Annotated in this window: 32 protein-coding genes, 1 tRNA gene and 1 pseudogene; 6 read left to right on the top strand and 28 right to left on the bottom strand. The window is 53.4% G+C overall.

Annotation, left to right across the window (positions count from 1 at the left end):
* Window positions 1–3: 3 nt before the first annotated feature.
* The 21 genes from QZ305_RS06065 to QZ305_RS05965 all read right to left on the bottom strand — a co-directional run bounded on the left by QZ305_RS06065 (window position 4) and on the right by QZ305_RS05965 (window position 10116).
* Entirely contained in the window at window positions 4–441 is a 438-nt protein-coding gene (locus tag QZ305_RS06065) for a hypothetical protein (RefSeq protein ID WP_294730830.1), read from the bottom strand.
* A gap of 8 nt (window positions 442–449) precedes the next feature.
* Window positions 450–1028: a dUTP diphosphatase gene (locus QZ305_RS06060; protein WP_294730829.1), complete on the bottom strand. Its 579-nt coding sequence runs from the start codon at window positions 1026–1028 to the stop codon at window positions 450–452.
* Entirely contained in the window at window positions 1001–1243 is a 243-nt protein-coding gene (locus QZ305_RS06055; RefSeq protein WP_281790489.1) for a hypothetical protein, read from the bottom strand. The genes QZ305_RS06060 and QZ305_RS06055 overlap by 28 nt, the downstream gene beginning before the upstream one ends.
* Window positions 1240–1440, bottom strand: a complete 201-nt coding sequence (locus QZ305_RS06050) for a hypothetical protein (protein WP_294730827.1) — start codon at window positions 1438–1440, stop codon at window positions 1240–1242. The genes QZ305_RS06055 and QZ305_RS06050 overlap by 4 nt, the downstream gene beginning before the upstream one ends.
* Window positions 1441–1451: 11 nt before the next feature.
* Window positions 1452–1652, bottom strand: a complete 201-nt coding sequence (locus QZ305_RS06045; protein ID WP_294730825.1) for a hypothetical protein — start codon at window positions 1650–1652, stop codon at window positions 1452–1454.
* Between the two features lie 17 nt (window positions 1653–1669).
* A complete protein-coding gene (locus QZ305_RS06040; protein WP_294730824.1) occupies window positions 1670–2182 on the bottom strand; it encodes a single-stranded DNA-binding protein in 513 nt (170 codons plus the stop codon).
* Window positions 2179–2961, bottom strand: coding sequence for a phage antirepressor (locus QZ305_RS06035; protein ID WP_294730823.1), 783 nt, complete (start codon window positions 2959–2961; stop codon window positions 2179–2181). Before QZ305_RS06035 ends, QZ305_RS06040 begins: the two co-directional genes overlap by 4 nt.
* A complete protein-coding gene (locus tag QZ305_RS06030) occupies window positions 2958–3737 on the bottom strand; it encodes a hypothetical protein (RefSeq protein ID WP_294730822.1) in 780 nt (259 codons plus the stop codon). The genes QZ305_RS06035 and QZ305_RS06030 overlap by 4 nt, the downstream gene beginning before the upstream one ends.
* 22 nt (window positions 3738–3759) lie before the next feature.
* Entirely contained in the window at window positions 3760–4179 is a 420-nt protein-coding gene (locus QZ305_RS06025) for a RusA family crossover junction endodeoxyribonuclease (RefSeq protein WP_294730821.1), read from the bottom strand.
* A complete protein-coding gene (locus QZ305_RS06020) occupies window positions 4160–4705 on the bottom strand; it encodes a recombinase RecT (RefSeq protein WP_294730861.1) in 546 nt (181 codons plus the stop codon). Before QZ305_RS06020 ends, QZ305_RS06025 begins: the two co-directional genes overlap by 20 nt.
* 136 nt (window positions 4706–4841) lie before the next feature.
* On the bottom strand, window positions 4842–5393 hold the full coding sequence (locus QZ305_RS06015; RefSeq protein ID WP_242324532.1) for a GIY-YIG nuclease family protein: 552 nt from the start codon (window positions 5391–5393) through the stop codon (window positions 4842–4844).
* Window positions 5394–5510: 117 nt separating this feature from the next.
* On the bottom strand, window positions 5511–5879 hold the full coding sequence (locus QZ305_RS06010; protein WP_294730820.1) for a recombinase RecT: 369 nt from the start codon (window positions 5877–5879) through the stop codon (window positions 5511–5513).
* Window positions 5876–6838 (bottom strand): YqaJ viral recombinase family protein, encoded by a 963-nt coding sequence (locus tag QZ305_RS06005; RefSeq protein WP_242324528.1) that lies wholly within the window; start codon window positions 6836–6838, stop codon window positions 5876–5878. The genes QZ305_RS06010 and QZ305_RS06005 overlap by 4 nt, the downstream gene beginning before the upstream one ends.
* Window positions 6839–7558: 720 nt before the next feature.
* Entirely contained in the window at window positions 7559–7744 is a 186-nt protein-coding gene (locus QZ305_RS06000; protein WP_294730819.1) for a hypothetical protein, read from the bottom strand.
* Window positions 7741–7968: a hypothetical protein gene (locus tag QZ305_RS05995; RefSeq protein ID WP_294730818.1), complete on the bottom strand. Its 228-nt coding sequence runs from the start codon at window positions 7966–7968 to the stop codon at window positions 7741–7743. Before QZ305_RS05995 ends, QZ305_RS06000 begins: the two co-directional genes overlap by 4 nt.
* Window positions 7965–8111 carry a hypothetical protein gene (locus QZ305_RS05990; protein WP_294730817.1) on the bottom strand — a complete coding sequence of 49 codons (147 nt, stop codon included), beginning with the start codon at window positions 8109–8111 and terminating at the stop codon, window positions 7965–7967. Before QZ305_RS05990 ends, QZ305_RS05995 begins: the two co-directional genes overlap by 4 nt.
* Window positions 8108–8893 carry a phage antirepressor KilAC domain-containing protein gene (locus QZ305_RS05985; protein ID WP_294730815.1) on the bottom strand — a complete coding sequence of 262 codons (786 nt, stop codon included), beginning with the start codon at window positions 8891–8893 and terminating at the stop codon, window positions 8108–8110. The genes QZ305_RS05990 and QZ305_RS05985 overlap by 4 nt, the downstream gene beginning before the upstream one ends.
* A 268-nt stretch (window positions 8894–9161) precedes the next feature.
* Window positions 9162–9353 (bottom strand): hypothetical protein, encoded by a 192-nt coding sequence (locus QZ305_RS05980; RefSeq protein WP_289684488.1) that lies wholly within the window; start codon window positions 9351–9353, stop codon window positions 9162–9164.
* Window positions 9354–9405: 52 nt separating this feature from the next.
* Window positions 9406–9591 (bottom strand): hypothetical protein, encoded by a 186-nt coding sequence (locus tag QZ305_RS05975; RefSeq protein ID WP_294730813.1) that lies wholly within the window; start codon window positions 9589–9591, stop codon window positions 9406–9408.
* A 145-nt stretch (window positions 9592–9736) separates the two neighbouring features.
* On the bottom strand, window positions 9737–9919 hold the full coding sequence (locus QZ305_RS05970; protein WP_294730812.1) for a hypothetical protein: 183 nt from the start codon (window positions 9917–9919) through the stop codon (window positions 9737–9739).
* Between the two features lie 20 nt (window positions 9920–9939).
* On the bottom strand, window positions 9940–10116 hold the full coding sequence (locus QZ305_RS05965) for a hypothetical protein (protein ID WP_294730811.1): 177 nt from the start codon (window positions 10114–10116) through the stop codon (window positions 9940–9942).
* Window positions 10117–10257: 141 nt separating this feature from the next.
* On the opposite strand from QZ305_RS05965, the gene QZ305_RS05960 reads away from it, so the two are divergent.
* The 3 genes from QZ305_RS05960 to QZ305_RS05950 all read left to right on the top strand — a co-directional run bounded on the left by QZ305_RS05960 (window position 10258) and on the right by QZ305_RS05950 (window position 13078).
* Window positions 10258–10638 (top strand): helix-turn-helix domain-containing protein, encoded by a 381-nt coding sequence (locus tag QZ305_RS05960; RefSeq protein WP_294730809.1) that lies wholly within the window; start codon window positions 10258–10260, stop codon window positions 10636–10638.
* A gap of 319 nt (window positions 10639–10957) precedes the next feature.
* Complete coding sequence (locus QZ305_RS05955; RefSeq protein ID WP_294730808.1) at window positions 10958–12004, top strand: SHOCT domain-containing protein; 1047 nt, start codon at window positions 10958–10960, stop codon at window positions 12002–12004.
* Window positions 12005–12073: 69 nt separating this feature from the next.
* Entirely contained in the window at window positions 12074–13078 is a 1005-nt protein-coding gene (locus QZ305_RS05950) for a hypothetical protein (RefSeq protein ID WP_294730807.1), read from the top strand.
* 460 nt (window positions 13079–13538) lie between these two features.
* On the opposite strand, the gene QZ305_RS05945 is transcribed toward QZ305_RS05950, so the two are convergent.
* Together QZ305_RS05945 and QZ305_RS05940 are read right to left on the bottom strand one after the other, a co-directional pair.
* The gene (locus QZ305_RS05945; RefSeq protein WP_294730806.1) at window positions 13539–15092 is read right to left on the bottom strand and encodes a recombinase family protein; all 1554 of its coding nucleotides are present in this window, start codon (window positions 15090–15092) and stop codon (window positions 13539–13541) included.
* 39 nt (window positions 15093–15131) lie between these two features.
* Window positions 15132–15518, bottom strand: a complete 387-nt coding sequence (locus QZ305_RS05940) for a hypothetical protein (protein ID WP_294730805.1) — start codon at window positions 15516–15518, stop codon at window positions 15132–15134.
* 170 nt (window positions 15519–15688) lie between these two features.
* Between QZ305_RS05940 and QZ305_RS11785 the strand changes: the two are divergent.
* Window positions 15689–16747 (top strand): annotated as a pseudogene (locus QZ305_RS11785) (recombinase family protein); the annotation flags it as partial.
* 490 nt (window positions 16748–17237) lie between these two features.
* Here the strand turns inward: QZ305_RS11785 and QZ305_RS05935 are convergent.
* The 4 genes from QZ305_RS05935 to QZ305_RS05920 form a co-directional block, all read right to left on the bottom strand.
* Window positions 17238–17313 (bottom strand) — tRNA-His (locus QZ305_RS05935).
* 196 nt (window positions 17314–17509) lie between these two features.
* Complete coding sequence (locus QZ305_RS05930) at window positions 17510–18223, bottom strand: nitrous oxide-stimulated promoter family protein (RefSeq protein WP_294730804.1); 714 nt, start codon at window positions 18221–18223, stop codon at window positions 17510–17512.
* Window positions 18220–19896 carry a thiol reductant ABC exporter subunit CydC gene (cydC, locus tag QZ305_RS05925; protein WP_294730803.1) on the bottom strand — a complete coding sequence of 559 codons (1677 nt, stop codon included), beginning with the start codon at window positions 19894–19896 and terminating at the stop codon, window positions 18220–18222. The genes QZ305_RS05930 and cydC overlap by 4 nt, the downstream gene beginning before the upstream one ends.
* The gene (locus QZ305_RS05920) at window positions 19893–21590 is read right to left on the bottom strand and encodes an ABC transporter ATP-binding protein/permease (RefSeq protein WP_294730802.1); all 1698 of its coding nucleotides are present in this window, start codon (window positions 21588–21590) and stop codon (window positions 19893–19895) included. The genes cydC and QZ305_RS05920 overlap by 4 nt, the downstream gene beginning before the upstream one ends.
* A 175-nt stretch (window positions 21591–21765) precedes the next feature.
* Between QZ305_RS05920 and QZ305_RS05915 the strand changes: the two genes are divergently transcribed.
* Both QZ305_RS05915 and QZ305_RS05910 read left to right on the top strand, forming a co-directional pair.
* Window positions 21766–22380, top strand: coding sequence for a flavin reductase (locus tag QZ305_RS05915; protein ID WP_294730801.1), 615 nt, complete (start codon window positions 21766–21768; stop codon window positions 22378–22380).
* A 204-nt stretch (window positions 22381–22584) separates the two neighbouring features.
* Window positions 22585–23961 (top strand): MATE family efflux transporter, encoded by a 1377-nt coding sequence (locus tag QZ305_RS05910; RefSeq protein WP_294730800.1) that lies wholly within the window; start codon window positions 22585–22587, stop codon window positions 23959–23961.
* Window positions 23962–24186: 225 nt separating this feature from the next.
* On the opposite strand, the gene QZ305_RS05905 is transcribed toward QZ305_RS05910, so the two are convergent.
* Entirely contained in the window at window positions 24187–25881 is a 1695-nt protein-coding gene (locus tag QZ305_RS05905) for an ammonium transporter (protein ID WP_294730799.1), read from the bottom strand.
* Window positions 25882–25978 lie beyond the last annotated feature (97 nt).

Below are 25978 nucleotides of genomic sequence, written 5' to 3'. Positions count from 1 at the left end.
AATTTATGCAAGTTGTACTTCATCCGTTCGCAAGTAGTAGACAAGTCCGGCCCGTGTCCTGACTGTAAGTGGATGGAGTGCGTCGATGTCGACGCTTGTGATGACTCCCTTTGCGGGGACTGGCATACAGGTGATGAGTCCAGGCTTGAGGATCCTGACGGGAACTCCGATTTCGTACTCATCGGGAACGCTGCGGCCCAGGTTCTGGCGCGCTTCCATCTCCAGCTCGTGTCTTGCTTTCTCGAGCTCCTCGCCTGCGAGCCTGCCATCGGCGAAATGCAGACCTTTGCAAGCCCTTCCCAGCAGCACGGACCTTCTGACCGTTTCGCCTGTTTTATACCCAATGGCCCTTGCCGCTTCGTTTGGATTTGGATAGGTCTTACCGGTCTCAAGACAGGTCATAGGACCCCAGTTGCGGTATCTGTCCGGTCTGACTTTCATGACCGACCTCAGTATCCCTGGTCCTGCCGCTGGTGATTGATCTTGTTCTTCGCCAGATAAGCCTGGTACACATCCTTGAAATCCAGCTTGAGGTTGCGCATCAACCACATGAGCTGACTGACTGGCGGATAGTTGTTCCATTCACTCAGGCGCAGCATCATCGGCTGGAAGGCGGAAACGACACGCCGTGTCTCAGTGGCGGCAATGGGGTTTTCGTACTCACTGAAAGCAATTGCAGTAAATTTGGACAGCGGCAGCCCGGTTACCTCGTGATGGGCAAGCTGCCAGCTGAGGACGAAGTGCAGGACATCCACGAATTCCTCCATCACCTTCTTGTCGTCCACCGGCGTCTGCGTCTTCTTCCACCAGCACCAGTCAGCTTTCAACTCATGGTTGAGTTCTCCGATTTCGTCCAGGATTGCCGCTACGTACAAGTTCCCATCCAGCAGGTCTTTGTAGGTGATGCCATTGCCCTTGACGATGCGCTCGTCCAGCTTTGCCTGCAGCTTGAGCATCTTCCGCCAGCGGGTGATGAACGCCTTGCGGTCCATGAGTTCTGTCATGCTGCCACCTCTGCATTCAGCCATTTGGCGATCTCTTCCGGGTCCGGTGCGGCTGAGGATCCGTAACTGGGGCAGGCCCCGCTCTGGAAGACAGGGCAGGTGTCACAGTCGTCGAATGCAGCTACGCATCCTGATTCCAGATAGGTCAGCAGTGTCATTTCCTGGACTCCGTGAGGTCCGTCTGCTGCATTTGCCAGTGCGGCGGAAATCTCCGCTGCGTATTTTTCGTGATTTTTCATTTCCGTTTCCCTTTCCGTGCCTTGTGGATCCTGTCCCAGGCTTCGATTCCTTCCCACACCTGCGGGATGCCGCAGGTGCAGAGCGCCTGCCCCAGATGGAGCTGCCGGTTACAGTCTGCGCATCGGTAGACTTTCACGAACCGGCCGCCCAGCAGTGTGGCCTTGTCATTCCATTCCATGGAAACTTTCGGCTTCATGATGTCCGGCATCATTTCCATCCCGCTTTGTGCAAATTATCGTAGGCCTCTCTCAGGTCTTTTCTCATCTTTTTTAGCTTCGTTTCCAGGTCAGAAATCCGGTATTTCTGGCCGTATTTTTTGGCCTCGTTCAGCTCTCTGTGGACTGCTCTCATGGCTGCCCGCTGCTGCAAAATCATGGGGTGTTCGTCAGCGATTTTGATTGTTTCCATGTCTGTTTTTCCCTCTCTCAAAACGGCAGGTCGTCAGCTTCCAGCGCCAGCGTTTCATCCGGGCTGTAGGGGTTGTCGTGACTGGGTCTGACATTCCCGTCATATTCGAAGCCGCTCTGACGGCCATTTCCAGCCCCGTAGGAGCGATTCTGTGTCCGGACGGGTGAATATCCGCCGTAAGTGCTTTGCGGCCTGTCAGCGGGCTGTGTGCCGTTGTTCCTGCTGTCCAGAAGGTCCATGGATTCGACGATGACTTCTGTGATCTCAACATTCTGTCCCTGCTGGTTCTCGTAGCTGCGATTCTGCAGCCTGCCGGTCACTCCGATCTGGCTGCCCTTGTGGGTGTACTGATTCAGGACCTCTGCTGTCTTCCCCCATGCCTGGCACCGGAGGAAGTCTGCATCCGGCTGTCCCTGTGACTTGAACCGGCGATTGACTGCCAGTGTGAAGTTGGCAACTGTCTTTCCGGCCTGAGTGGTTCGAAGTTCGATGTCCTTTGTCAGCCGGCCTGTAAGGTTGGTGATGTTCATGCCTGTTCTCCCATGAATTCGTTTGTCAGCCACACCTGACCTTTGCCCGTGACTTTGGTCGTCTTGGTGATCCGCACGGATCCGTCCGGGTTGGAGATGGTCCGCTCCCTGATTTCGAAATAGCCTTTCTCCACGGCCTTCTGTGTCGGCATGTTCCGGCTTTCCCCGGTCTTCATCAGCCAGCCGTTTGTCCTGAGCCAGTCAAACAGCCGTCTCTGTCCGACTTCCACGCCGTTCTGCCGCAGCAGCTTTGCCATGTCTCCGATCAGGATGCTCGTGCTGGATGTCTCCACTGCTTCTGCAAACAGGGCCTTTGGCTTCATCTGTGCGTTCTGGAGTTCTAGCTGCCGGCGGGCTTCCCGTTCTTCCTTGAGCGCCTGGAATGTCCGGATCAGGAAGTCTGGATCGCTGATCAGCTTTTCAGCGGTTTGAGCGTTAGCATAGACGCCATGCTTTCTCAGTGCGGGCAGCACTTCACTGGTCACCCATCGCTTGAAGCGTTTCGCCGATGGCATCTTTGATCCGAGGATCAGACTGTACAGGCCGCTCTCATTGACCAGCCACCCGCCTCTTTGCCCTAACTCGATCCCGAAATGGGACTGAGTTTTTCCATCGACCATCTGTCTGTCTTCCTCGTCAACATGGTCAACGATTGCTTTGTTTGTTCTTTCGTACCCGAGTACCTGGGCAACATCCTTACCGACGAAGTAAGGTTCATCGCCGATTGTGAGTGTGCGGATCCCGGATCCGTCAAAATCAAATGTCTGAATTTCGTTCATTTTTCCCCTTTCTCTCCCAGGCTGAACTGTGCCCGGGCTTTTTCCACTTCCGCCAGCATCTGCTGACGTTCCTGTTCGTTTTCAAAATCCCGTCCCATGTCGCTGTACCAGTCCGGCAGCTGTCCGGAGAATGGTCCGGTTTTCGGTTTCGGCTTCATGTCAGGATCTGCAGCAATCATTTCCAGATACTTCGGCACATTCGTGACCTTTTTCTGCGGATCCCGATACAGCCTTTCGCTCAGTTCGTCGATTGCCGCCTGTCCAGTTTCCGGAAAGTGTGAAAGAAATTGGTCAAGCTCAGCAGCGGCCATTTTCACGTTGTTGTGGGGCCCTATAGTAATTACTTTTTGCTTGCTGCTTTTATATTTTTCTTGCATTCTTTCATTCTTGCTTTCTTTTATAGTGGTTGCTCGCTGGTTGGTCGCTGGTTGCTCGCTGGTTGGTCGCTGGTTACATACTTGGTTGGTGTCCTGATATTTTTCGTAGTTTGTCAGCTGTATAAGCGTATATGTGGACGTTGTTGACTTGGTTATCTCGCTGGTTGATTCTAGCTTGTTTAGAGCGGTCCTTATTTGTTGTTGCGACAACCCTGTTTCTTTCGCCAGCTTCTCCCGGGACGTGATTTTTGCGCCTTTTGGCACGTCAACACCTCGCCATTTGCCTGGCTTGCTGTTGGCTGTCAGGAGAAGGTGGATGAACAGCGTCTTGGTCGGAACATCCGTATACCACTCCCAATCAGTCATTTTTCTGTGGAGTTTTATCCATCCGCTGTCCATCAAATTCCCTCCGCTTTCCTGGCTAGATTTCTGACAGAGTCACGCAGACCTGCGGGGAGATCGCCCAGTGTTTTTCAACCTCCAGATAGACGATTTCTTTGTCGTCTCCGTAGGCGATTCCGTTGAGAGCATCCAGCACGATCTTGGCCAGGTTGTCTGCGTCCGGCCGTTTCTGGGGGCGCAGCTCGTCTGTCAGCATCTGTTCCCGCTTTCGCTGGCTGGTGCTTTTCGGGATGGTGAAATAGGCGCGGATGTGGGCTTTTATCGGCCCATTCAGGCGGTGTTCCTGCCCGACGTGATGCATGTATGCCAGCTGCACAAGCTGCTCATACTGGGCCGTTTTTTGAGGTGTGACAGCCCTCCCGGAGGCCCGCACGAAGCGGGGGCGGCCCTTGGCGCAGGGCTCGCCCGGGATGGTGAAACTAATCTGCTGCCGGCTCATCTCTCACCTCACCAGTCACAGGGTCTGTCCTTGCGTCCAGGTCATCCTGCTCCGGGGTTTCTTCGTATTCCGCTTCGATGTACTCCGTCTCATCGTGAGCCAGCGTCAGGTCCTTCATCGTGTCCTGGTCAGCGTTCGGATCGTAGTGCTTGATGGTGGAATCGGACTGAACCTGCATGGCGATTTCGGTACTCATTGGTGCGTATTTCAGCACCCGTTTCAGCAGCGTTTTCTTCGCCATTTCGTCGAAATTGGTCTTCCACGGAGACGAATAGCCCTTGGAATAAGCCTGACTGTAGGTCCGGGCGAACTTGTCCATTTCCGGCTTGTAGGCGACTTCAAACGCATAGTCGCCGGACTTGGTTTTGTAGAAGGCGTAGTAGGCGACTGCCTTGCCCCTGTCTCCCTTTGCAGGGACGTGCTTCAGGACAGGATCCAGACCGAGCTCGTATGTAAACTCATCGTTTTCATATACCGTCTGAGCCTGCAGCATGGTGATTTCACCGGAGCGTCTGGCAAGCTGGATTAAACCTTTATCACTTAGCCCTCCGGTTTCCCATCCCGGAGGAGTGGACTATCTCTTCATCCATTACTGGATGCCACGCACTTCGAGCGGTAGCTCATCTTCCGCCCTACCTGGCTACATTCATCACCAGTAGTCTCTACACCACTTTCCAAACCTTATGACCTCTTATCGTTCCGCCCCTTTTGAGGATCTTCGATAAGGTTGCTGCGTCCGTTTTGTAATACGCAGCACACTCTTTAACGCTCTCGAATGTTCTCTCATCTGTACTGACCTTTTTTCGGTGCCCGGCATTTGTTTGCGGGTGGGTCAGGTGCCGCTTTTTGAGGCTCTCGCTTTGCTTTTTTCTGGTTTCTGGAGACGCCTTCTTGCCTTTGTTGGCCGCACTTAACCTGGCTTTGGTCTCATCCGATCTAGGCAATCCCAGTGTGTTATATTCAGGGGCCTCATCGTGGATGTATCGGAGTTCTTTTTCTTTGAGTGTTTTTCTGGTTGTGTCGTCAGGAAGTATTTCGAGCATTTCAAACCGAAAATTTTCTTTGCCATATCTTTCGATGTCTTCGGCAAATAGGGTGCTGTGGAAGATGTTCCATTTTGCAAAATGGTCTTTCTTTCTACGCTCTATATTTCGTGATTGGCCGATATACTTCCTGCCGTTTATAAGGTTCGTAATTTTGTAAATTCCTACCATGGTTCCTTTCCATGGTTTGGAAAATGGCACGGTATTGCCCGATTTATTGGAGGGTTTCACCGTTAGCCCTGTTAAGGACACCCCTGAGCATCAGGGTTCACGCAGTTTTAGTTGAGCCTAAAGAGTTAACCCAACCTGGAACTGCACTTCCATGCGGCCTTTGTTTCGGTAAGGAATCAGGTAAGCCTGACCAAGCGGAGTGTTGGGCTCCAGACCCAGCTGTGCTGCATTCATGACGGCGCCGATGAACGATGCGGGGGTGCATTCACCTAGCTTCGGGTTGGTGGTAAGCGCTGTCATGCAGATGCGGTTGAACCTGTCCGGTCCTATCTGTGCAGGCAGCGCCCGTGCGATTTCCGAGGTGTAGGCTTTCAGCCAGCCTTTGATGGTCGTCGGCTGTCCACCTGCCTTGACTGCGTTGTGCGCTGCTGCCTTCTGGATGGCTCCTGACTGGTTCGGTGCTTTGGCTGTTGTAGTTGTTGTCATGCTCTTGCTCCCTTTCTTTTTCTGACGACAAACGGCCTTGTTGTGGTCGTTGTGAGATACTCTGTGTATTCATCCGGGTGGTCTTCCCGGTAGCTTTCCTTGTCAAAGCTGGTCCTCTTCTGAGTCTTCCAGCTGATGCTGTACAGCCCGCAGTTGCCCTTCTGGGCAGTCTTCATCTCTTCCTTGAGCTGGGCATCCAGTTCCTTCTTCTGGGCCGTCAGGTCCTTGATTTTGGCTTCCAGCGCTTCCCTGGCCTGCAGAGTGTCTTCCATGTAGTCCAGTTCGACTTCTTCGTCGAAGGACTCCGGGTACAGCTTTGCAAGTGTCTCAGAGGTGCTGTCAGAGCCATCAGGATCCGGCGCCTCCTTTGTCTGGACTTTGCTCCAGAACTCCTTTTCCGCCGCCACAAGGGCCTGGATTTCGTCCTCATCGCGTTCGATGCGGAACCAGTGGAATCCCTTGCCCATGACAAGGATGGCGATGTACCAGGCATCTGCCCCTGTCACCGCCATGTAGTGGTAACACTGGGCATAATAGGCGGCAGGGATGTCGCCGCCGGAGTAATCTGTTTTCGTGAGGGCGTTTGCCGTCTTGCACTCAAGACCTGCATTCTCCCCGACGATCAGCCGGTCCACATTGCCCAGCATCCACGGATGTTCCTTCGACTGGAAGGAGTAACCAGAGCGCTGGACCTTGAGCCCTGTGGATTCTGTGAATCTTTCCGCCACGTACTGTTCCAGGTCCCGCCCGACCCTCATCGCCTCGTTGTCCGGGATGTGAGAGTCGATAAGCCCGGTCTTTTCGGCCCACAGGGTATAGGGAGATTTGTAGGGGCTCAGACCCAGGACTGCCCCGGCGTCAGATCCGCCCAGCCCTTTGTTGCGCTGTTTCAGCCATTCATCCCTGCTGTCTTCCAGCTTGTGGGCGATAGCGTGTTTTTTTATTTGAGCGATGTTCATGCTCTTTCCTTTCTTTCCGGCAGGCCTGTAACGCCGAAGGAGTGGCGCCCAGGGCGATGGATTTCAAGAAGGAGTTTTTAATGGATGTTCATGGACAAAACAGTCGTTTCGATGCCTGTGATGGCGCGCTTCTGCATCGTCCCTGACTCCTTCGGCCTTACCGGCCTGCCGTTGTGTCTTAGATCCGGCCCTCATGCGAGAGGGCATGCTATAAAAACATAAAGTTGATCCAGAGGGTTACACCTCGCTTTCTTGATTTTTTTGAACGAGAAATATTAGAATAAACGCCCTCTCTCATCAGAACCGGATCTTTGTGTTAAAATCTGGCTGTGTGTGTCGCCTGGCTCTCAGTGGAGTCAGGCCTTTTCATTTTCCCGGATGTATCTCCAGTGGTATCCCCCGCAGCAGAACCCCCTTCTCGCTGCCTGATAAATCGTGTTGGGCGACCTTCCGGCAAATTTCCCAGCTTCCACTGCACTGTGAAAGGTCTCCCCGGTCTCGATGCAGCGGATTTTCAATCTTGGTTTCTTTTTGTAATGGCAGACACCCCGGTTCGGGATAAATCTCAGGCGATGCCCTGCGACGGTGACTTCCGGTCCACACAGTTTTGCGACAGCTGACAGGTCACCTCTTGTGATGCCCAACGCAACACCGCATTCGAGGAGCGACGGGTAAATGGTGCCAGTGTCCAGATTCTTGACAATTGTTGATCGTGCCATGTCAGCCAAACACCGCCTGCATCACTGTGGGAGCCACCAGAACAGCCGCAACCAGCAGAGGCACTCCTACATAGCGGATGATGTCGTCGATCAGCTCGCGCTTCTGCCGGCGTTCGGCTTCCTGCCGGTCAAGTATCATCTGGCGGTCTGTTTCCTGCCGCCAGGACTCATAGAAATCCGGAATCATGGCCGAACCTCATCATCCAGCAGGTCCATCAGCTGCCGGAGCTTCTTTTCTGCGTCTTTGACTTGTTCTTCCGCCGAACATGCAGCCGAGCTGGCGGAAGATGCCCATGACTCAGCTTCATCGGCTATGTCGGCCGCGTTTTTCGCCTCTCGCTTTGCTTCTGTGAGCAGGCTGCGCATGTCTTTGACCGCCTGGATGATCTTTTCTTTTTTGGAGTCAGTCATTTCTGTTCTCCTTTCTTTCTGTCTCTCTCTGCCTTCCAGGCTTCGAATCCCTCAAGATTGACCGGATCCGAGAAGAAGTCCGCCAGCTTCTGGGGTGTGATGGCCCTTGCCAGCGCGCTGATGGTTGCGTTATCCAGTGTCATGCTTTCGTCCTCTCCATTACCGGAAGAACCCCTTCCTTTTTAAGCAGATCGTAGATAAACAGCCTGCCTTTCTGTGTCCAGTAGGTATGGACCCTGCTGTGGGCTTCTCCGTCAGATCCGCCAAATGTCTGGGTCTTTGTTGAGGTGTAACCCTGGTCCTGATACTTCGCATACAGCAGCCAGATATCTCCTTGCCTGTACTGGACTCCGGCATCATGCAGAAAGCCGTTCAACCATCTGGCCGACTTTCCAAAGTCTTTTGCTATCTTGCTAATACTCAGCAAATCTTTGCAGTTCAGAACCACATCGTAGTAAGAAGCCTTCGGCTGCAGCTCCTGGATCTGTTGCGACTGGATGGCGTTTTTCATCTCCAGCTGCTTCCGTGCTTCCTGCTCCCTGATCCAGACTTTTGCCCTTTCGATCGGGTCTTCGATCATGTATGAGTCCTTATGATTGATAGCCTTTTCCAGGTCAATGAGCTTCTGTCTGATGGCTTTACCTGTCTCGGTTCGCTGGATCATACAGATGTGTTTGGCCATGTCGAATTTCAGAAGATGCTCCTTCCTAGGCTTGCCTGATAGACCGTCCGACCTATTCGCCAAAAATGGCGAATAGTCTTTTTGTTCCTCAAAACCGTATTCGCACATTTGTTTGAACCAGTTTGAGTAGTCTCTTTTAATGTTCAGCTTGTCATGCAGCTCTCTGCCAATGACCACCTTTTCGCCGGTGTCAGTTGTATAGACCGGAATCAGGTCCGAGTTGAATATCTGTAATTCGTTCATTCAATTTCCTTTCTGCTATGCTTCCCCTTAGAAAGGGGGTGAAGAAAATGAAGTTGATTTATGCATGTCTCCTGGGGAACTGGGTATGTCTCAACGATGACGAGAACTGTACCATCGGAGATAACAACCAGAGCCCTAGTGTTTGGTATGAGGAATCAGCACCCGTCTATGCTCCGTTGAAAAGAACTGCGGCGGATTCTTATTACCAGCTGAATTATGTGAACCTTGTCTATAGAGGGGTTCACTACAGAATCAACCCCGTATTCATTCAAGTAACTGAAGGGTAGTGACTGGCAATCTTCGCAATCACATCTCCGGGATCCTCCAGACAGAGTTCGTTCCTTTGCTGGAGGATCTTTTGTTCAAACACCCGATCAATACCGAAACGGATTTTCTCCCAGTCCCGGTAAGACAAACCTTTAACAGCATCAAGAACTTGATTCAGTTTTTCTTCGGTCATGACATCTTCCTTTCCTCTTCGTCCAAAACATCGAATGTGTGTAAAGTGATTTCTACAGTTCAAACAGAAATCGCCAGGCTGCATACACAGCACAAACAACGAAAGCGTAGATTCCGTAGATCACGACCACAGCTTTTGCCTCGTCCTTCCCAAAAGGAAGGTGGAGCAGAAACATGAGAAGCGACCCCAGAACCGCGACCGCCAGGACGATAAGGATATTTCCGTCGACCTGAATCATTCGGAGATTTTCTTTTCGTTCATGCCGCCATCAACTCCTCTGAGTTGTCGAACGGTATTCCGTCCCACAGGCCGAGGGTCACATCCAGGTCGAATGGAAGTTCGCACAGTTCCCAGTCTTCTGCGAGCAGGTCATTTGTGCTGAATTAAGCGTGGTCAAGCCAGGCACTGTAGCCGTCTACCGTCTGCAGCGTTGCCCCGTACCCATTTGTTGGGTAGAAGCATTTTGGATAGCGTTTCTCTCCGTTCCAGAGGTCTGTTTCCCAGTGAGGTCGGCGAATCGCCATCTTCTTTTCCTGTGCAGTTTTTGTTGCTTCGATGATGTTCATGTGTGTCTCCTTTTTTTTGCTTATCCCTTAACGGTCTGCGATTCCTGACCGGTTGCGGCTCCTACCAGCGGCTGTGCCAATGTTGCGCCCAGCAGGACATATGCGAGCTTTTCTTTCTGAGCATCGTCCAGTTTCTGGACTTGCTCACTGAGGAAATCGAAGGCTTTTTCCTTCTCTGCTTTCAGCTTGTTATCCACGTGGTTTACGTCCTTTCTATGCGCCTTTGCGTCTTACATACATATATTAATGTCTTTAAGACGGATTTGCAAGGCTTAAATACGGATTTTTATTGCCTTAAGACGCAAAAACGGTTATTGTATATTTGGAAAGGAGGCCACATGAATACAATCGGCGAAAGAATCAAAAAGATTCGAACCGACTCAGATCTTTCGATGGATGCGTTCGGAAAACGAATTGGAGTCAACTCATCTTCGATAGCGAAGCTGGAGCACGGGGTGAACAGTCCGGCTGAACGAACGGTGAAACAGATTTGTTCTGTGTTTAGTGTTAATTACTCATGGCTGACAGAAGGCGAAGGCGAACCCTATTCCAACGTCGGGAACACCATTCTTGACATGCTCGTTGATGAGTACAACCTTTCGGACCTGGACCGCAGAATCATGCAAATGTACCTCAGCCTCACGGATGCGCAGCGTGAGGGGATCCATGCATTTGTTAATGGCATGATCCAGTCAGAAAACAAAAAAAAGGCCGACTAATGTCGGCTTTTTTTTACTGTCGGATAAAGAAATGCTGGACTAATTCCATGATCTTGGTGAGGGTCCTGGTGTCATCTATCTGTTTGAGCATCCAGATGATACGCGAAACGATGTCTTCCTTCACTGTTTCCCTCCTTCACTGCGCTGTTGACAATATGATTATATGAAATCTGTACGCAATTTCAAACAAATTAATAATGGATTTTGCGAAATTCTTTTCATGTAAATGCAATTTTCACTCTAGTGTTGTTCTTTCGTTGCGTACCTAGTACGATTATATGAAAGATATTTATTATTTTTCAGAGAGGGACACAAGAGTATGGGATTTTTTTCAAAACTCGCCGAAAAGGCCGAAGCTGATGAACTGGCTCGTTCAGTCGATTTTGATATCGAACATTACGCATCTCCGACGATGAATATCAACGGAGATGACGTGGAACTGGAAAAGTCTAAGAAACCGGGAATCTGGAATGTGATTCACGACGATCATGTGGTGGGCTGGATCCACGGACCAACAGAATATCTGGTGGACCATGCTGATGAAATCAAAATCGTGATAGGTGAAGATATTCCAAAAGTCAGGATCGTGAAGCCAGAAGATTTTGACGAAGCAGAAGAAGAGGAATTCACCGGTAAAGACACTTCCATGGTAGGTGATTTTTTGGGATGCGGAAAATCCGCTATCCAAAACTGGAACCAGACAAGGAAAAAGCACAAATCTGAGCTGAGCACACGGATAAAACCGCACAAGTCAAAAAAGGTGTTGGGCATCGGTGGACTGAACGGTGTCATCATCCGCCAGCAGGCTGACGGGCTGATTTACTTCAATAACGAAGAGAAGTTCTACCGACTGATCAGCTATTCCTGGTCAGGCCCGCAATATCAGCCGGTAACAAGCACAGAGACCGTTTCTCAGACGACAGGGAAAACAAAACGAAAAGGCAGACTGCTGGGAGCTGCCGTCGGGAGCATGGTTGCTCCTGGAATCGGAACCGCAATTGGAGCAATGGCAGGAACTGGAAACAAGAAGACAAACGATAAAACGGTTTCTCAGTCAGTGTCTCAAGTGGGGATGGCCGAAATAGCGATGCCTGCGGTCCTTGTCTTGAAAGAAGTTGACAGCGGTGCGCAGATCCGTCTGGATTTCGACTGCCTAAGCGAAACCGACAAAACGCTGTCTCAATTTGCGTTTGGCACAATTTCGCAGGCAGCTGCATCCAACACGGAAAATGAAGTAACCAACCCGTCGTCATCTTCTCCGTTGGATCCATACGAAGAATTGAAGAAACTGAAAGAACTTCTGGATATGGGGATCCTCACGCAGGATGAGTTCGACAAGAAGAAATCAGAACTACTGAGGCTGTAAAAAAAGACTGAGGAAGGATCTGACAGGTCCTTCTGGTCTATTTGTTCGCCGTTTATATAGGAGAATCCTATGTCACTCAAAAACAAGATAAGAAGCTGGCTTTTAAAAAAAGAATCAGCACCTAACGACAATCGGCCCAATATCCCGCCACACCAACAAGTGCTGACAGATCAGTACCTTCCTGTTTCGGATCCAAACGTTGCCCGTCTCTCAACGTATGTCACGCAAATCAATGACATCTTGGCAACAGCCTGCAAACTTGCAAAACAGAGCTTTGACCCAATCGATATTCACGAGCTAACGAGAGTCGAGTTCGTAACCAATCCCCCAACGAAGACCGGCAGACCTCCGAGGGTATTTGAAAAAGCCACATTTGGCAGGGACAGTGTTTCTGACAACGCTATGTATGGCAATGTGTCGTTGGATCAGGCAGGGAAAGTCCTGGGGTTAAACGTGACAGCATGGAAGGCTCGCGGGCGCGGGTCGCTTGGAATGCATGTAACCACAGGAGCCAACGATGGTGACATCCAGATCACAAAAATAACGATGTTAGATTCGGATGGGATTAAAACCGTCGTTTACGATCGGCCAAAGACAAAAAAGCCGAATACAAATAAAAGCCGAGTCCACGAAATAAAGGATGACGAAGAAAGGGCTGCTCTATTGCCGGCTTCGCAAAAATACATTCAGTCGATCGTCGGAAGCAAATACCAGAACTTCCCGGAGCCTCCTTTTATATCCGAATATAGAGAAAAATTCACTCAGTGGAAAAAGCACATGAATGATGCTGTGATGCCGACCAGAACCGTTCCCCGTGAACGAATGGTGCGTACAGACGGACTGCTTCCGGGAGACGTTTATCTTCTTTACTGGGTAGATAAATTTGGAATGAGTCGGAAAATCCCGGTCTATTTTGAATTCGATTTCGGTATAGATTTCGTGAAAGAGTACGAAATGTTACTGAAAAACAACTACATTTCGAATGACGGTATCACTTTGACACCCAAAGGAAAGTCGGTTCTAGAAGAAAGATACCAGATTGTCAAAGACTGGAACGAAGGAAGAAGGCGATAAAGCGAAAAGCGCCAGGACTTAGGATCCTGACGCTTTAGGGAACTCCTTCTACGTTGGCAGACGAGCTGTTTGCATTATACCATGCTATAATCAGTCCATATAAAGCGGGGCCCTTGATGGACCTCACTGGGTGCCGGTCTAACGCAGGCTAGACATGACGATGATGCCTGCCACACGATATGCTCCTGCTGTCCCATCGTCAGGAGGATGGCGAAAGGAAACCTCGGGTGTACAACCGGGGTTTTTGCTTTATAATTCATACATAAGAGCGACCGGTACTCCACGGAGCCGGTACGTGCAGAAGCCTCCCAGATCTGTGTGACGCGGGAGACTTTTGTGTTTATTAAAGCTGGAAGGTGTTAAAAAACAGCGCTTTTTAACACCTTGAAAAACGACGTTATTAAAAATTGCTGATTTTTGCGAAAGTCTTCTTAACATTCCCAATCCTTGTGATGGTGTATCATGGACTTGCCGGAAATGTGCTTGATGGCAGGCCATCCAGCTCACATTCCGAGCTTTTTGCCCCATCCAGCGTAAACACGATTTTGATTTTGGCGTTTGTCTTACCATCATCGTCATCATACAGGTAAACCTTATCCACAAACGTCTGAATCAGTCGGGCTTCTCCGCCGGGAACGTCTGCGATGTTGGTCTTGAGCTGCTGCAGATAATACCGGGCATGTTCAGGTCCCAGGGGCCTTTCCTGCGCCCTGACAATCGCCAGTTCTTTCTGCAGTGCATCCTGCCGGGCTTCCAGCTCCGTCATCTTTGCGATGATCGTGCGGGGAGCGTTGCCGGCCATGACAACCTGGGTGAGTGCGTCCAGCTGCTTGACGTTTTCGACGATTTCCTGCTCCATGGCTCTGGCCTTGCTTACGGTCTCCTGATCCACAAGGATTTTGGCCACCTCCTGCACCAGGTAGTCGATGCGCTCATCTGTCAGCATCTCCTGACACATCTGCACCACTTTGGCTTCCAGCACTTCTTTCCGGATAGGCTTTTTCGTGCATCCGCTGTTTTTCTTCTGGCCAAAGCATTTGTAATAGCGGTACACCGTGCCCTTCTTGCCCTTGCCGGACTCTCCGAGCATGGCTTCTCCGCAGTTGCCGCAGAACAGTTTTCCGGTCAGCAGGTAGCTGTCTGGCTTGTTGGTATGTCGCTTTTTGCGTCCCATGGTTTCAAGGGCCTCCTGTACCCTCCAAAATACGTCCGGATCCACAACCGGATCTGTCTGGTCTGGTATCTCCAAACCGTTGTAGCAATAATATCCGATGTACTTTTTGCTGCGGAGTACCGTCCTCAGAGATGACCTGCCAAAGGGTGCCCCCTTGCGTGTCCGATACCCTTTTTTGTTGAGGATATCGGCCATGACTGCGAAAGAAAGCCCCTCATCCGCCATGCTGAAAACCTCCCGCACGATGTGGATCGTGGTAGGGTCTTCCACCAGTTTTCCATCAACGTTCATCAGTCCCAGGGGCTGCGGTCCACCCAGGTGGTGGCGTTTCTCCACTGACTCCCGGATGCCGCGTTTGACTTTCTGGCTCAGCTCTGCGGAGTAATACTCTGCCATGCCTTCCAGCAGTCCTTCCATCATCAGTCCTTCCGGAGTCTGGGGCACTGCTTCCGTGGCGCTGATGACAGTCACTCCGTTGTCTTTCAGCTTTTTTTTGTAAATTGCGGAGTCGTACCGGCTGCGAGCGAACCGGTCCAGCTTGTAGACCACGACAGTATCAAAGCGTCCTTTTTTGGAGTCCTTGATCATGCGCTGGAACTCCGTCCGCTTATCCACATCATGGCTGGCGGACTTTGCCCTGTCAATGTAGCTGTCGACGATCATGATGTCGTTATATCGGCAGTAGTCCCTGCAGACTCGATCCTGTCCCTCGATACTTTGCTCGTGCTGCTTTGCACTGGAATACCTCAGATACAGGACGGCGCGGGCTTTTGGTGATATACTGTTGATAAACTCTTGATTACCCCGTGGCTCAGCTGCGGGGCTTTTTTTTCGTGTCATGGTCCTCCTTTCAATCAAGTTTTTAATTAAAAACTTGATTCATCGGCCGTGTTTGACGCTCCACGCCATAGACACCAGGCACAGAGCCGCAGGGATGGCCGTCAGCACTGTGGTGATGCCCAGACAGGCGCCGGCCTGGATGTACAGCAGCGCAGATACCAGAGCCGTCCAGCGGTTCCAATACCCGAGCGCTGCGAGATTGCAGCAGAGTGCTGCCCCCAGCAGGAAGAAAAACGGCATGACTCCGTAGAGCATGATGTCACTCAGAAAGTAGGCGACGATGCCAGGCATACAGAAAATGATGTACGTCATGAGCGCCAGCTCACCGATTGCCAGCAGCAGGGAAACCAGCAGGCACCAGCTGAAACGCCGGTACCAGGGCAGGGGACGGCCCAGATCGGGACCGCCGGCTATACAAGTTTCCATCCTGAAATTAGGGGAGCTAGGCTCCCGGCATCGGACTCACACAAAACCCCGGGTTTCTGCCCGGGGTGATTTTTTTGTGCCACAAATGGTGAGCGTTTGAGGCAGATGATTCGCAAAGAGGGTTGATTGCCTGTGATACGATTGAGACACAAAAAAAGCTCCCCTGCCAGATGACAGGGGAATTTGGATGGTACATCCAACTGTTGATCCAGTCAGATTGTATCATCCAACGAAAGGATGGACAAATGGACAAAACAAAAACAGCAGCCATCTATGCCCGTTACTCTTCCAGCAACCAGCGGGAAGAAAGCATCGATGCACAGCTGCGGGTCTGCAGGAAGTACGCCGAAGAAAATGGGTACTCAATCGTTAAGGAGTACACCGACAGCGCGATCAGCGGCCGCACAGACCAGCGTCCTGCTTTCCAGCAGATGATACAAGATAGCGCAAAGGGTGGCTTTGATACGCTCCTGATTTACTCTCACGACCGATTCAGCCGCAACAAGTATGACACGGCAACTTATAAGACACGCCTCAAAAAGAATGGGGTGCGGATCGTTGCCGTCACCCTGCCGCTGGATGACTCCCCGGAATCAGGGTTGATGGAATCCATCATGGAAGGATTCGCTCAATATTACAGTGAGAATCTGGCCCGATCGACAAAGCGGGGGCTGGAAGAAAATGCGCTGCACTGTAAATCCAATGGGCCGCTGCCATACGGTTACAAATCAGAAAATGGTGAAATCGTCCTGGACCCACTTCCGGCCAAAGTGGTCAACCTGATCTATCAGCTTTACTCCGAGGGGTACGGGAAAAAGATGATTTGCAACACCCTGAACCGTAACGGCTATAGAACCAATCGAGGTGGAGAGTTTAAGGTAAACGCCCTGCACACAATCCTGTCCAACGAACGGTACAAAGGCATTTATATATACGGAGATAAGCGGATAGAAGGCGGGATGCCCGCAATCGTCAGCGAGGAGCTGTTCGATAAGGTACAGGACCAGGTGAAACGGAACAGGAGAGCGAGGAAGGCCATGAAAGACGAAAACGAATACTTGTTGAACGGGAAAGCGTTCTGCGGGAAGTGCGGATCCCCACTGGTCGGAGAGTCCGGACGCTCAAGCACCGGCGAGGTCTACCGTTATTACAAATGCGCCGCCAGAAAGAAAGACCCCCAAGCCTGCCAGCTGCACACAGAGAGAAAGGAAGATCTGGAAGACTTTGTGATCGGCTATATCTGCAGAGAGGTCCTGACAGACGACAACATCCAGCGGATCGCCGAAAGAGAGTTTGCCTTACTGGAAGAGGACGCCGCAGACAAAACGCTCCTGATGGCGCTGCAGGCCGAATACAGGCAAGTGTCCGCGAAGGTGGAGAACATACTTGAAGCCATCGAGCAGGGCATTTTCACCCCGAAGACCAAGGAGAGGCTGCTTGAGCTGGAAAGCCGACAGACGGAGCTGGAAGACAGGATCGTTCGGGAAAAGCTGAAAAAGCCGGAGTTCACCGTGGACCACATCGTCTATTGGCTCACCAAGTTCCGACAGGGCGACATCAAGGACTTCGAATTCCGCAGGGCGGTCATCAATGCCCTGGTCAATTCCGTCTTCGTCTATGACGATGATACGGATCCCAACAAAAAAGGGCGCATCATTATTGCCCTGAATCTAAAAAACGGGCCAGTGAAGACACTGACCCGTTCGGATGTACATAAAATGGGGCGGCTGACGCGATTCGAACGCGCGAGTGACGGAGCCACAATCCGCTGTGTTAACCACTTCACCACAACCGCCATGTGCTTTTCAATTATATGAAATGCACCTCTGTCTGTAAAGAGAAAATCTCACTTTTTCCAGAATTTTTCGTTATTCATTTTCCAGCGTTCTTCCCCGCAGCCCGTCATAACGCTGTCCCTGTCAGCATCCTGCAGCGGCCTGAAGCCTGGAAAAAGCCGGCCAGGCAGCCGGCCTTCGTCTCTGTCAGCTGAATCAGTCGGTTTTCCCATCGGCATCCAGGGTCCGGATGCCCCGCAGAAAATATACCACATGACCGCACCACACCAGTACGAGGATCGCCTGTGCCCAGGGCACTTTGCCCATCATGACAAAGCCGAAAATCATTGTCAGCGTAATGATGCACATCACCCGGATTTTGGCTTTCCGGGTCATGCCCCGCTCCCGGATCCAGTCCGCCAGATTGTCCTGATACAGTTTTGTATTCCTGAACCATGTGGTCAGTCTTTCACTGCTCTTTCCGAACCCCCAGGCGGCCATCAGCAGAAAGGGAAACGCCGGCAGCAACGGCAGTGCCGCACCCAGAGCTCCCAGCCCGAGTCCCAGAAAGCCGATGAGCAGATACAGAGGCTTCCGGGGATCTTTTCCCGCCAGGGCATGGCGGATCACCATGCCGGGTTTCCTGAACAGCATCCGGGGTCCGCTGTATTTCATCACTTCCCGGATCTGTTCCCGTTCCTTCTGCCCGTAACAATGCACCCGGCACTGGGAACAGAATGTTTTTTCGGCCATGAAAGGACATTTGTCGATGCGGCTGCAGGCATACGCCTTCAATGCTTCGCCTTCTTCGCTGCCTTTGTAGCGGATGTCAATCATCATGGAGACCGTTTCCTTTTCCGCAAGCCGTTTTCTCCGGATCTGTTCCGGCTCCATTCCCTGATGTTTTTTTGTGTTCACTGCTTCGCTCATACCCTTTCACTTCCTTTCGTTTTGCTGTTCTGGCCCTGCCGGGATCCACCGGATCCATTCTTCTGCATGGACAGAACCTGATCCGCAAAGCCCAGCGTGGATTTCCGGTGTGTCACCAGGACCACCGTCTTGTCCCGCATCTGTCTGTCAATTGCCTGGAGAATGATGCCTTCGTTCAGAGAGTCCAGATTGCTGGTGGGTTCGTCCAGAAACAGAAATTCACCATCCTGCAGAAAGGCTCTGGCCAGACCAAGCCGCTGCCGTTCGCCTCCCGACAGGGTGCTTCCCAGTTCTCCGACCATCGTGTCATACCCCTGGGGCAGGGACAGGATGAATTCATGAATGGCTGCTTTCCGGCAGGCATCTTCCAGTTCCTCTCTGGTGGCCTGTGGTCTGGCCAGCCGCAGATTCTCCGCAATGGTGTCATGAAACAGATCCGTATCCTGCGTGACGAATCCCTGCGCATGACGCAGGGAGTTTGTGGAAAGATCCCGGATGTCACGGTTTCCGGAAAGAACCTGTCCCGACTGCGGGTCCCAGAAACGCATCAGCAGCCGCAGCAGGGTGCTTTTGCCACAGCCGGAGGGACCGCAGATGCCCAGGATCCTGCGTTCGGGAATATCCAGCGTCATATCCTGCAGCACCGGCCGGTCTTCGCCTTCGTAGCCGAAAGTGACCTGATCCAGCGCCAGGGGCCCCAGAGGCTGAACAGTCCCCGGGACCTCGGCAGTGACAGGGGTTTCATCCAGCAGTGTGAGGATCCGTTCGCCGGCTCCCAGCGTCTGAGACAGGCCTGTGCCCAGATTGGCCAGCGCAATCACCGGACCAAAACTGGAGATCTGCACCAGGAAAGACACCAGCATATCCTCCGGCAGGATTCGTCCCTGCCCAAGCAGCCATCCGGCGGCAGCCAGAACCGCGCTGGAGCAGAGAATCACAGCCAGTCCTGTGCAGGCCTGGGTGCTGCCCTGCATGGACTTCAGCTCTTCTTCCGTCCGGGCCAGTTCTTCCGTCCGGGCTTCCAGCTGTTTCAGCCGGCTGTCAATGGCTGAAAACTGGCGGAGTTCCTTCTGACCGCGGATGGTTTCCAGGACTGCGGCTGTCAGATCGCCGGATTTGCGCCGGTAGGCTTTTCCCAGCACCGCTGCACGGCGGGTCTGCAGCCAGGGCAGCAGAACGCCTACACACAGATAGGACAGCAGAGACAGAAGTCCCAGCAGCCAGGACAGACTGCTTTGCCAGATGACGAAAATCAGGCTGACCAGAACGGCAATGGCCACCGGACTGATGGTGTGGGCATAAAACACCTCCAGCAGTTCCACGTCGCTGGTGATCATGGAAATCAGGTCTCCGCGGCTGCGGCCTTCCAGCTTTGCCGGCGCCAGTGTCCGCAGTTTCCCGAAGACAATGTCCCGGATCCGGGCCAGCAGACGGAAGGCAATATAGTGATTGCAGGCCTGTTCTCCATAGCGCAGCACCCCCCGCAGCAGGGCGCAGATGCCCATGGCCCAGAGCAGCGCAGTCCCCGGCTGGAACAGCGCCATGCCGGCGAAGACGGGAATCAGGATCGCGCACAGAAATCCGGCGGTGCCCAGCAGAATAGCCAGAATCATCCAGCCGGTCATGGGACGGACCTGACCAATCAGACGGTGGAGAATGGTCAATGGTTTCATGCGGTCTCCTTTCCATAGCGTTCCAGCTGCTGCTGGGTTTTCCAGAGAACAGAATATGGTTCACAGTCTGCCAGCAGCTCCTCATGCGTACCGCAGCCGGCGCTTTGTCCTTTGTCCAGCACCAGGATCTGCTGCGCATCCTGCAGATTTGCAAGCCGGTGCGAGATGATGATCAGAGTCTTGCCCTCCAGTTTCTTCACCGCCTGCATGATGCTGTTCTCGCTGGCGGCATCCACGGCACTGGTGGCTTCGTCCAGAATCAGGATGGGGGCATCCTTCACCAGAGCACGGGCCAGGGCGAGACGCTGCCGCTGGCCTCCGGAGAGATTCGAGCCGTTTTCGTGAATCTCCAGATTCAGGTCCAGGTCAATTCCGGCTTTTTCCATGGCAGTCAGGAGGGCTTCATCCCCTGCGGCGGCATTGCCCAGACGCAGGTTCTCCGCCACGGTTCCCGCAAACAGAAATCCCTGATGATTCAGAACCGTGACATGTTCATTCAGCCAGACAGGATCGATGCCGGAAACCGGGATCCCGCCAATGCAGACCCCCTGTGCAGGACGGCGTCCGCAGATCAGCGCAGCCAGGGTGCTTTTCCCCGACCCGGATTTCCCGGCAATGGCAGTTGTCTGCCCCGGCAGGATTTCCAGGTTCACATCCCGGAGCACCGGCCGGTCCAGGTCATATCCCCAGGTCAGATCATGAACCGAGATTTGACAGGTGTCAGGAATCTTCGTGCCGGCAGCATCCTCCGGTGTGTCCAGGATCGCAAACAGCTTGTCTGCTGCAGCCTGTCCATTCATCGCAATGTGAAAGTAACTGCCCAGAGCCCGCATGGGGAGAAAGAACTCCGAGGCAATGAGAATCAGAAACAGTGCCTGAAACAGCGAAGCCTCATGGCTGCGGTACGCCAGGATACCCAGAATCATGCCCAGCGCTGCACCGCCGTAAGCCACCAGATCCATGATGGAAATCGAATTGAGCTGCATGATGAGCACCCGCATTGTGATTTTGCGGAACTTTTCCGCCTCTTCGTTCATCTTCCGGTGCCGGGCTTCATCTGCCTGATAGATTTTCAGCGTAGTCAGCCCCTGCAGATTCTCCAGGAAAGAATCTCCCAGGGTTGTGTACTGACCCCAGTAGCGGGCCAGCAGCTTTTTGGCGAACTTCTGCACAGCCACAATGCTCACGGGAATCAGCGGAACGCAGATCAGCAGGGCAAACGCCGCACCGGGATTCAGAAACAGCCCGATGACAAACAGAGTCACCGGTGCCAGCAGGGCGTAAAAAAACTGCGGAATGTAGCTGGCGAAATAGGTCTCCAGCTGCTCGGTTCCTTCTCCTGCCAGCTGCACCAGCTCACTGGTGTTCCAGTCCCCCAGTCTGGACAGGGACAGGCGGGAAATCTTGTCCAGCATCATCTTCCGGATGGTTCCCTTGGCACACTGACTGGCACCGGAAGCCGCTTTCACCGCCTGCCCCGTGGCAAAAAAGCGCAGAGCCAGGGCGCCGGCGGCCACAGCCAGTTTCCAGCCGGCGCCGGTCACGGACTGCTCCGTGATCAGTCCGGCAGCCACGGAAGCAAGCACGCCGTAAACTGTCACGGTGCAAAGCATAGACAGCCACTGGAACAGCACATTCCGTCTGATGTAAGGCACAGCCGCAGGGACGGTGTGCAGAAGTCGTTTATTCAGCATAGTTAGTCCTTCCTAATACCGATTAATAGTAACTAACTGCTGTTTCACCTGTCAAACCGTTTTGCGGATCTTCCGGCTTCCCGGATCTGTCCGGCCGACAAAAGAGGCATGAAACCGGATTTTGTCCGCTTATTGGTCAATAATGAACAGTGAACAACAGCGAGGTAAAACCAACATGTTTGAAAAAGAAATGCGCAATCTCACCTACGGACTGTTTGTCCTCAGCGCCGCTGCAGACGGCAAAAGCTCCGGCTGCATCATCAACACAGCGATGCAGGTGACGGACACACCGCTGAAAATGGCAATCTGCGTGAACAAAAGCAGCTATACCGGCCAGCTGATCCGGCAGTCCCGCCAGTTTGCGGTTTCCATCCTGGATGAAGACGCAGACTTCGAAATATTCCGGCATTTCGGTTTCCAGTCCGGCCGGGATACCGACAAGTTCGGCCAGTGGAAAGACACCATCACCACACCTTCTGGCATTCCCTGCAACACCAGAGGCGCCAATGCCTGGATTTCCTGTGAAGTGGATGAAGAAATCGATCTGGGCACCCACATCATGTACATCGGTTTCGTCAAAGACGCGGCATCCCTGAGCGATGTGCCCTCGGCTTCCTACACGTATTACCACGAGCACATCAAGCCCAAGGCAGCCGAAAAGAAGGAAGGCCGCAAAGCCTGGCGGTGCATCATCTGCGGCTATATTTACGAAGGCGAAGACCTGCCCGCAGACTTCATCTGTCCCTGGTGCAAGCACCCGGCCAGCGACTTTGAACCCGTCTGGCTGTAACCAGGCTCATCTTTCTGTACATGCCACAAGCAGCGCAGCTGTTCAGGATGTCCTTTCTCATCCGCAGCCCGCTGCTTTTTCGTATCCGGGTTTCCCGGCAGCAGCCGGCATCCCTGCCCGGCACTTTGGCTCTCTGTCCTGCAAACCGGCGACAAACCGCCGGATCCATGCCCAGGCCCTGCTCCTCCGGCGTATGCTGAGTCCATGAAATCACCCGGAATCCGACAAATCGACTATGGAACCGGCAGCATTGTCAAGGCTGTGCTCGCCGGTGCCGGACCCATGGTGTTCGCCCAGTGCCTGTCGCTGCTGTACAACATCGTGGACCGCATGTACATTGGCCGCATCCCAGGGCAGGGTGCGCAGGCACTGGCGGGCATTGGCATCTGCTTCCCGATTCTTACCCTGACAGCCGCTTTTGCCAGCCTCTTCGGCAGCGGCGGCGCCCCTCTGGCTGCCATGGAAAGCGGAAAAGGCAATCACAGAGAAGCCAGTCTGTACCTCAACGCCTCCTTCTCCATGCTGGTGCTCTCCGGCGGGCTGCTCATGATTCTCTGCGAACTCTTCGCCCCGCAGATCCTCACACTCTTCGGCGCCTGCGGTGATTCCCTGGAAACAGGACTGATTTACCTGTATCCGGTGCTGAGCGGAACGGTCTTTTCCATGATTGCCTCCGGCATGAATCCCTACATCAACGCCCAGGGCTTTCCGCTCATGGGCATGATCACCGTCCTGATCGGCACGCTGCTCAACATCGGCCTGGATCCGCTGTTCATCTTCGTCTTCGGCTGGGGCATACAGGGCGCCGCCCTGGCCACGGTGATCTCCCAGGTGATCTCCGCTCTGGCCGTCATCCGGTTTCTCACCGGTGCCCGGGCAGTCTCAAAACTCTCGCCCAGCCTCTGGATCTCCAGCCTGCAGCCAGCCCGCGTCAAGGCCATCACCTCCCTGGGACTGGCAGGATTCATCATGCAGGTCACCAACAGCCTCGTGCAGGCCGTGGCAAACAGCACCCTTTCCCTTCACGGCGGCGATCTGTACATCTCGGCCATGACCATCGTCAGTTCCGTCCGTCAAATCGTGGAAACTCCCCTCTCCGGCCTCCGGGACGGCGCCAGTCCGGTCATGAGTTTCAATTACGGCGCCGGAAAAACCAGCCGTCTTCGCCGGACCATCACCCTGATCACCGGCATGTCCGTCCTCTACGCCGGAGTGATCTGGGCACTGATTCTGGCATTTCCCTCCGCTTTCACCAGCCTGTTCTCCCGGGATGAAACCCTCGCCGCCACCGCCATCCTCTGTCTTCATGTGTATTTCTTCGCGTTCGTTTTTCAGGCCCTGCAGTTCTCCGGCCAGACTGTGTTCACCGCCCTGGGCCGTCGAAACCAGGCAGTCTTCTTTTCTCTGTTCCGGAAAGTGATCCTGGTCGTCCCCCTGACACTGATCCTTCCCCGCCACCTCGGTGTCATGGGCGTGTTCGCTGCCGAACCGGTGTCCAACGTCATCGGCGGCATCGCCTGCTACGCCACGATGTATCTCACTGTCTGGAAAAAGCTGACCGCTGCCACCCGGGAACAGTAAGCCGGTCTGACAGGACCCTGCAGATCAGGACTGCCGATGAATGCCGGGGCTTTTACCCCGCAGCTGTTCCCGCCGGCTGCATCTGACAGGAAAATCAAAAAAAGCCAGAGAGGCCGGGTGCTCAAACCGGTCTGATCTGGCTTTTCTGCATGCAGGACATCCGCCCTGCTGTGTGTATGGAGGATTCAAATCAGATGGAACAGAACTGTGCCAGGGCAGATGCCGTCAGTCTTCGTACTGCAGGGCATCCTTGCCGGTCTCGCCGCTGGAGATCCGGATGACATCGTTCACGTCGTAGACGAAGATCTTGCCGTCGCCCATGCTGCCGGTATACAGGGCATGTCTGGCTGCATCCACCACAGCCTGTACAGGCACCTCGGAGACAACGATTTCCACTTTCATCTTCGGGAGCAGGCGGCTTTCCACCTCGGCTCCGCGGTAGTAGTGCTTCTGACCTTTCTGAACGCCCATGCCCATGACATTGGTCACCGTCATGCCGCCAATGCCGATCTTGTCCATTTCCTGTTTCAGGGCCTCGAACTTGTCCGGCTTGGTCAGGATCGTCACTTTGGACATGGAGCCTTCACCGGCCACTTTCCGGGCGGGAATGGCATCCCGGACTTCCACAACCGGCTGTTTTGCATCTGCAGGAAGAGCCACTTCCACATCCGCATAAGGTGCGGTTTCGGTCTCGAAGACAAATCCGCCATAGGCGCTGTCCAGACCGTGTTCTTCCTTGTCCAGGCCTTCAATCTCTTCATGCGGTGTGACACGCAGACCGATCGTCTTTTTGATGCAGAAGAATGTCAGCCAGATCGTGACACCGGTCCAGAGACCGATACACAGCAGACCCAGGGCCTGCAGACCCAGCTGGTGCCAGCCACCGCCATAGAACAGACCGGCGGGAACCGGCATGGTTTCCGTACCGCAGGCAAACAGACCCACAGCCAGGGTACCCCAGATGCCGTTTCCAAAGTGAACCGCCACAGCGCCCACGGGATCATCCACTTGCAGCTTGTAATCCAGCAGCCACACCAGGAAGCAGCAGACAAAACCGGAGACAATACCAATGATGCAGGCACCGAAGACATTCACCACATCGCAGCCGGCGGTGATGGCCACCAGACCAGCCAGCGATCCGTTCAGGGTCATGGATACATCCGGCTTGCCGTATTTGATCCAGGTGAAAGCCATCACCGTGCAGGCCGCCAGAGCCGGAGATACCGTTGTGGTGGCAAAGATTGTCGCCAGCTGCAGCCCGCTGGTGGCAGCCGCACCGTTGAATCCATACCAGCCGAACCAGAGAATGAATACACCCAGCGCACCGATGACAATGTTGTGACCGGGAATGCCCATGGGTTTGCCGTCCTTGAACTTGCCGATGCGGGCACCCAGCATGGACGCACCGATCAGGGCACACAGACCGCCGGCGAAATGGATCACGGCACTGCCTGCAAAATCATGGAATCCCATGGCTGTCAGCCAGCCATCCGGTCCCCATACCCAGTGGGCTTCAACGGGATAGATCAGAAGACTGATCACGAAGGAGTACACACAGTAGGAGATGAATTTGGTACGCTCCGCCATGGCACCGGATACAATGGTCGCTGCTGTGGCGCAGAATACCAGGTTGAAAGTGAATGTGCTCCAGTCTGTGCCGGCGAAATCCGTCAGCGGATGACCGCCCCACCCCACAAACGGTGTGCCCTGGGATCCGCACAGCAGGCTGAATCCCAGAATCAGGAACGCCACGGTTCCCAGACAGAAATCCATGGTGTTCTTCATGATGATGTTGCCGGCGTTCTTGGCTCGTGTGAACCCGGCTTCCACCATGGCGAATCCCGCCTGCATAAAGAATACCAGTGCGGCTCCGATCAGATACCAGATGCCAAAGATCTGGCTGATTGCTTCTTCGATCATATCTCTCTCTCCCTTCGATCGACCCAAAGTCTGCTGAAAAAAGGAATATCCGAATATTGTTGAGGTCGCTGAGCACCTCTAAAGTTTCTGAATCAAA

The sequence above is a fragment of the uncultured Faecalibaculum sp. genome, from assembly GCF_910588395.1.
Lineage (GTDB): Bacteria > Bacillota_I > Bacilli_A > Erysipelotrichales > Erysipelotrichaceae > Faecalibaculum.
This window is presented reverse-complemented; position numbering and strand designations above follow the sequence as displayed.

Excerpts from the sequence above, each read along its gene's own strand:
- QZ305_RS06065 (WP_294730830.1), bottom strand. The coding sequence starts at position 441 with ATGAAAGTCAGACCGGACAGATACCGCAACTGGGGTCCTATGACCTGT.
- QZ305_RS06060 (WP_294730829.1), bottom strand. The coding sequence starts at position 1,028 with ATGGCTGAATGCAGAGGTGGCAGCATGACAGAACTCATGGACCGCAAG.
- QZ305_RS06055 (WP_281790489.1), bottom strand. The coding sequence starts at position 1,243 with ATGAAAAATCACGAAAAATACGCAGCGGAGATTTCCGCCGCACTGGCA.
- QZ305_RS06050 (WP_294730827.1), bottom strand. The coding sequence starts at position 1,440 with ATGAAGCCGAAAGTTTCCATGGAATGGAATGACAAGGCCACACTGCTG.
- QZ305_RS06045 (WP_294730825.1), bottom strand. The coding sequence starts at position 1,652 with ATGGAAACAATCAAAATCGCTGACGAACACCCCATGATTTTGCAGCAG.
- QZ305_RS06040 (WP_294730824.1), bottom strand. The coding sequence starts at position 2,182 with ATGAACATCACCAACCTTACAGGCCGGCTGACAAAGGACATCGAACTT.
- QZ305_RS06035 (WP_294730823.1), bottom strand. The coding sequence starts at position 2,961 with ATGAACGAAATTCAGACATTTGATTTTGACGGATCCGGGATCCGCACA.
- QZ305_RS06030 (WP_294730822.1), bottom strand. The coding sequence starts at position 3,737 with ATGGACAGCGGATGGATAAAACTCCACAGAAAAATGACTGATTGGGAG.
- QZ305_RS06025 (WP_294730821.1), bottom strand. The coding sequence starts at position 4,179 with ATGAGCCGGCAGCAGATTAGTTTCACCATCCCGGGCGAGCCCTGCGCC.
- QZ305_RS06015 (WP_242324532.1), bottom strand. The coding sequence starts at position 5,393 with ATGGTAGGAATTTACAAAATTACGAACCTTATAAACGGCAGGAAGTAT.
- QZ305_RS06010 (WP_294730820.1), bottom strand. The coding sequence starts at position 5,879 with ATGACAACAACTACAACAGCCAAAGCACCGAACCAGTCAGGAGCCATC.
- QZ305_RS06005 (WP_242324528.1), bottom strand. The coding sequence starts at position 6,838 with ATGAACATCGCTCAAATAAAAAAACACGCTATCGCCCACAAGCTGGAA.
- QZ305_RS06000 (WP_294730819.1), bottom strand. The coding sequence starts at position 7,744 with ATGATTCCGGATTTCTATGAGTCCTGGCGGCAGGAAACAGACCGCCAG.
- QZ305_RS05995 (WP_294730818.1), bottom strand. The coding sequence starts at position 7,968 with ATGACTGACTCCAAAAAAGAAAAGATCATCCAGGCGGTCAAAGACATG.
- QZ305_RS05990 (WP_294730817.1), bottom strand. The coding sequence starts at position 8,111 with ATGACACTGGATAACGCAACCATCAGCGCGCTGGCAAGGGCCATCACA.
- QZ305_RS05985 (WP_294730815.1), bottom strand. The coding sequence starts at position 8,893 with ATGAACGAATTACAGATATTCAACTCGGACCTGATTCCGGTCTATACA.
- QZ305_RS05980 (WP_289684488.1), bottom strand. The coding sequence starts at position 9,353 with ATGACCGAAGAAAAACTGAATCAAGTTCTTGATGCTGTTAAAGGTTTG.
- QZ305_RS05975 (WP_294730813.1), bottom strand. The coding sequence starts at position 9,591 with ATGATTCAGGTCGACGGAAATATCCTTATCGTCCTGGCGGTCGCGGTT.
- QZ305_RS05970 (WP_294730812.1), bottom strand. The coding sequence starts at position 9,919 with ATGAACATCATCGAAGCAACAAAAACTGCACAGGAAAAGAAGATGGCG.
- QZ305_RS05960 (WP_294730809.1), top strand. The coding sequence starts at position 10,258 with ATGAATACAATCGGCGAAAGAATCAAAAAGATTCGAACCGACTCAGAT.
- QZ305_RS05955 (WP_294730808.1), top strand. The coding sequence starts at position 10,958 with ATGGGATTTTTTTCAAAACTCGCCGAAAAGGCCGAAGCTGATGAACTG.
- QZ305_RS05950 (WP_294730807.1), top strand. The coding sequence starts at position 12,074 with ATGTCACTCAAAAACAAGATAAGAAGCTGGCTTTTAAAAAAAGAATCA.
- QZ305_RS05945 (WP_294730806.1), bottom strand. The coding sequence starts at position 15,092 with ATGACACGAAAAAAAAGCCCCGCAGCTGAGCCACGGGGTAATCAAGAG.
- QZ305_RS05940 (WP_294730805.1), bottom strand. The coding sequence starts at position 15,518 with ATGGAAACTTGTATAGCCGGCGGTCCCGATCTGGGCCGTCCCCTGCCC.
- QZ305_RS05930 (WP_294730804.1), bottom strand. The coding sequence starts at position 18,223 with ATGAGCGAAGCAGTGAACACAAAAAAACATCAGGGAATGGAGCCGGAA.
- cydC (WP_294730803.1), bottom strand. The coding sequence starts at position 19,896 with ATGAAACCATTGACCATTCTCCACCGTCTGATTGGTCAGGTCCGTCCC.
- QZ305_RS05920 (WP_294730802.1), bottom strand. The coding sequence starts at position 21,590 with ATGCTGAATAAACGACTTCTGCACACCGTCCCTGCGGCTGTGCCTTAC.
- QZ305_RS05915 (WP_294730801.1), top strand. The coding sequence starts at position 21,766 with ATGTTTGAAAAAGAAATGCGCAATCTCACCTACGGACTGTTTGTCCTC.
- QZ305_RS05910 (WP_294730800.1), top strand. The coding sequence starts at position 22,585 with ATGAAATCACCCGGAATCCGACAAATCGACTATGGAACCGGCAGCATT.
- QZ305_RS05905 (WP_294730799.1), bottom strand. The coding sequence starts at position 25,881 with ATGATCGAAGAAGCAATCAGCCAGATCTTTGGCATCTGGTATCTGATC.